The organism is Photobacterium sp. OFAV2-7 (genome assembly GCF_022347985.1).
GTDB lineage: Bacteria > Pseudomonadota > Gammaproteobacteria > Enterobacterales > Vibrionaceae > Photobacterium.
Map to the genome: position 1 here is coordinate 1 of NZ_JAKRFQ010000722.1, position 2,744 is coordinate 2,744.

The 2,744-nt window shown below is 47.9% G+C and carries 4 protein-coding genes; 1 reads left to right on the plus strand and 3 read right to left on the minus strand.

All coding sequences use genetic code 11. The annotated features are described in order from the left end of the window. Positions 1 to 120 precede the first annotated feature (120 nt). The 3 genes from fldA to MHN01_RS23570 all read right to left on the minus strand — a co-directional run bounded on the left by fldA (position 121) and on the right by MHN01_RS23570 (position 1,964). The gene (gene fldA, locus MHN01_RS23560; protein ID WP_075768288.1) at positions 121 to 648 is read right to left on the minus strand and encodes a flavodoxin FldA; all 528 of its coding nucleotides are present in this window, start codon (positions 646 to 648) and stop codon (positions 121 to 123) included. Positions 649 to 883: 235 nt separating this feature from the next. After that, on the minus strand, positions 884 to 1,105 hold the full coding sequence (locus MHN01_RS23565) for a DUF2788 domain-containing protein (RefSeq protein ID WP_075768289.1): 222 nt from the start codon (positions 1,103 to 1,105) through the stop codon (positions 884 to 886). 94 nt (positions 1,106 to 1,199) lie between these two features. Beyond that, a complete protein-coding gene (locus MHN01_RS23570; protein ID WP_239413787.1) occupies positions 1,200 to 1,964 on the minus strand; it encodes an alpha/beta fold hydrolase in 765 nt (254 codons plus the stop codon). Between the two features lie 102 nt (positions 1,965 to 2,066). On the opposite strand from MHN01_RS23570, the gene seqA reads away from it, so the two are divergent. Further along, positions 2,067 to 2,609, plus strand: a complete 543-nt coding sequence (seqA, locus tag MHN01_RS23575; protein WP_075768438.1) for a replication initiation negative regulator SeqA — start codon at positions 2,067 to 2,069, stop codon at positions 2,607 to 2,609. Positions 2,610 to 2,744: the final 135 nt, after the last annotated feature.

A 2,744-nucleotide genomic window follows, 5' to 3' on the forward strand; every position in this document is an offset into this window, starting at 1 on the left:
ATGCGTAGATGTTTATATACGGATAGGGTATGTAAGCTATTTCGAGGTATGCAGATCTGGTTGCGATTACAGAAATAAAAAACGCGCCATAGAGCGCGTTTTTGGGCGTAACAGTGACGATTAGTCGGCCAGTTCAGCCAGGCACATTTCGTCGTAGATTTGGTTTACCCACTTCTCTACGCGCTCGTCAGTCAGTTCAGGCTGGCGATCTTCATCGATGCAAAGGCCAACGAAGTGGTTGTCGTCAACAAGTGCTTTTGATGCTTCAAACTCAAAGCCTTCTGTCGGGAAGTGGCCAACGATAGTTGCGCCGCGGCCTTCCACGATTTCACGAACCGTACCCATAGCGTCACAGAAGTACTCTGCGTAATCTTCTTGGTCACCACAACCGAAAATAGCAACAAGCTTGGTCGAGAAGTCGATACCTTCCAGCTCAGGGAAGAAGTCATCCCAGTCACACTGCGCTTCGCCGTAGTACCAGGTAGGGATACCTAACAGTAGCAGGTCGAAGTTGTCGATATCTTCTTTGCTGCTTTTAGCGATATCTTTTACTTCAACCAGTTTTTTGCCCAGTTGCTTCTGGATCATTTTAGCGACAGCTTCTGTATTACCTGTGTCGCTACCAAAGAAGAGTCCTACACTCGCCATAGTAGAGATTACCCGTATTAGTTGTTGACCGTTATCCTTGATGATAACGATATACATAAATCTTATCAGGGCGCTGGCCCTGAGTTTCAATGATCACTTGTCAAGTGGTGACAGTTGTCACTTGAATGCTCGATGCTGTTTTATCTGATCATCACTAGCTCTTTGTCAGAGCATGTTCTATTTCATGATTCGGCTTTGTTGCACGCTCGGCAGTCGCTGAATTCAGCTATAAATGTTAACCAATGCCTGCGCCTTCCCAGCTAATCTGGATCAGGCCCTTGGTGATAAACCCGGCGCAGCCCAGGAAAAGGACAAGCCAGACAATTTTACGGCCAAATGGTGGCACATTACCCTGCTTCAGTACATCCTTTATGGCCATGCCGATAAAGAAAAATATTGCGGCGAACAACAAGTCCAGCCCAATCGATTCAAGCAGTTCCATGTGCTCATATAACATTTCTGTCTCCTTACAGCAGTTGAAGCCGAGCTAGGCGCGCACTATAACACAGACAGTAGGTGCCTGTTAACGGTATAGGGGCGCTTGATTCGCCCTAAGCCGACTGTAAGAAGTTCAGAATTATACGGTTTACCGTCTCTGGTTTCTCGGCATGCAGCCAGTGTCCGGTATTTGCCACCATGTGGGCCTTGGCCGAAGGAAACTGGCGTGCGATAGATTCCCTGTGCTCCGGCAGGATATATTCCGAATCCTGGCCTTTAACGAACAAGGTCTTACCTGTGAATTCAGGCACTTCCTGCCACCCCATAATGGTATCGTAGTTGGCGATCAGGCCCTCGACATTGAAGCGCCATTGATAGCCGCTGTCTGTTTTGGCAAACGACTTGAGCAAAAATTGCCGTACGCCCGGTTCGAGGACATGTTTAGCCAGGTGTGTTTCAGCTTCGCTGCGTTTACCAACAGTGTGTCTGGCGACTTCACGCAGGCCGGCAAAGACACTTTGGTGGCGGTGTACGTGGTAATGGACCGGCGCCATATCCAAAATGATTAAATGGTTGAAACGGGGCGCGGCCAGCTCGGTCATCGCCATGGCAACTTTTCCGCCCATGGAATGGCCAATGAGCGAGAACCGCTCTATATCACATTGGTCGATGACTTTCAGGACGTCGTCAGCCATTTCTCGGTAGGTAAATGTATCGGAATGGGGGGATCGGCCGTGGTTTCGAAGATCGATGCTGATCACTTTATATTTATCTTTCAACGATCTGGCGAGCAGTCCCAGATTGTCGGCACTGCCGAAAAGGCCGTGGATCAAAATGATCGCTTCACCTTGTCCGTCCACTTGGTAATGAAGATTCACTGACTATTTTCTCTTGTTGATAACGCTTTACCGTAGAGTATAACCTCGGATCACGTTATAATCTCACGGTGATTTTCAAACGGAACGATAATGAACACTACGATGAAGAGTATTGAGGTAGACGAAGAGCTATATCGTTATATTGCCAGCCAAACCCAGCATATTGGCGAGAGTGCATCCGACATTTTGCGCCGCCTGTTAATGGTGCCAGAGCAGAGCGAACAGCAGCCTGAGGTTGTTATGCCTGTTCGACCTAAGGGTATCGTGGTAAGTAAAGACGCGGGTAACGTAACGAAAATGGATCGCGTAAAAGAGATGCGATCATTGTTGATTTCAGATGAATTTGCCGTCCAGGAAAAAGCCATCGGCCGCTTCATGATGATCTTGTCGTCGCTTTATCGTATCGATCCGAAAGGCTTTACAGAAGCTGCGGCAATCAAAGGTCGTACCCGCATTTACTTTGCAGAGAGCAAAGACACCCTGCTGGCGAGTGGTAAAACGACCAAGCCGAAAGCGATTCCCGAGACTCCATTCTGGGTAATAACGAATACGAATACTGATCGCAAACGTCAGATGGTTGAGCAACTGATGGGCAAAATGAACTTCGGTGCAGATATCATCGACAAAGTTTGCGGTGAAATTTAACTGGCGTTTCGCCTTTTTATTACAAGGATAAGTTAATGGCAATCCATCCTCGTGCCGGGCAGCGTGCCCTGCAAGAAGATATGCATAACATTCCCGCGTTAGTGGCAAATTATTTTCTTATTGAGCCGAGCGTTA